Annotated in this window: 2 protein-coding genes; both read left to right on the top strand. The window is 46.6% G+C overall.

The genetic code is table 11. From position 1 onward, the window contains the following. Positions 1 to 254: LysM domain-containing protein (locus R7F07_RS25440; protein WP_318110700.1), on the top strand; the 254-nt coding region annotated here is incomplete at its 5' end. After that, on the top strand, positions 251 to 937 hold the full coding sequence (locus R7F07_RS25435; protein ID WP_318110699.1) for a YIP1 family protein: 687 nt from the start codon (positions 251 to 253) through the stop codon (positions 935 to 937). The genes R7F07_RS25440 and R7F07_RS25435, both read left to right, overlap by 4 nt. Positions 938 to 1,050: the final 113 nt, after the last annotated feature.

Genomic DNA, 1,050 nt, shown 5'->3' with positions numbered 1-1,050 from the left:
GGAACGGCATGGGACCAAAAGATACCCTGCGCGTCGGTCAAAAGCTGGTGATTTGGAAAAAATCAGACCAAGGCGCCGTGATTCGTACCGTGTTCTACAACGTTCGCTCTGGCGACACCATCAGTGGCATCGCAAGCAAATTCAAGGTGAAGAGCAACGACATCGTAAAATGGAACTCACTGCATAAGCAGAAGTACCTAAAACCGGGTCAAAAACTTAAGCTGTACGTAGATGTAACTAAGGTAAGTGTATGAACCCGTCAAGTAACCCACTCGTAATGTTGTTGGATATATTCCGTTCTCCACCCTCTTGTTTTCTTGCGCTTTATCAGCGTGGTGGTTGGGGATGGCAACCTTTCATCTTTTTGATGCTAAGCCCATTCCTATTTTGGGGCGCGTACTTTTCGAACGTTGATTTTACGTGGTTAAGTGACCAACTCACTGTACAGTTCCAACAAATCGACCCACAGCAGATTGAGCTATTGGAACCAAACACGTTGATGGCAAGTGCGATCATTAATGACGTGTTCAATCGCTTTGCGACGCTTTTGTTGCTTGCGTTTTGGTTCTTCCTTGCGACTAAAGCAAGTAAACAACAATACGGTTACTGGAAATGGTTTGCGGCATCGTGCGCCATTTTGTTTCCAGCGGTATTGGGCGACATTGCAAGCTACGCAAGCTTACTATTGAAACATGGTCAGGTAATGACCTATGCGGCGGATCTCAACAGTCTCAATGGCTTACTGAAGTTGCCACTCACCAACGAATGGTCTCACTTTGCTAGCTCACTGCCACTTCTGTTGCCTTGGTACATTGTTCTAGGTTACGGCGTGGTATTAACGTGGACTGAATTTGAACGCGGACAGGTTCTGGTGATTTCGAGCCTGCCTTGGATTGCGTTTTACGTGATTTGGGCGTTGTACATCGTTATCGCTTAAGCTGACTAACGCTAATCGTTAAGCGTAAACGACACCAGTAATGGATTATGATCGGAAGCGTCGCTCTGCGGCGCTTTCGCATTTTTCAGCGTTAATCCGCGGTAGAACACATG

Source organism: Vibrio sp. YT-16, from assembly GCF_033337405.1.
GTDB lineage: Bacteria > Pseudomonadota > Gammaproteobacteria > Enterobacterales > Vibrionaceae > Vibrio > Vibrio alginolyticus.
Note: the sequence above shows the minus strand (reverse complement) of the source record. Positions and strands in the feature narration are given on the sequence as shown.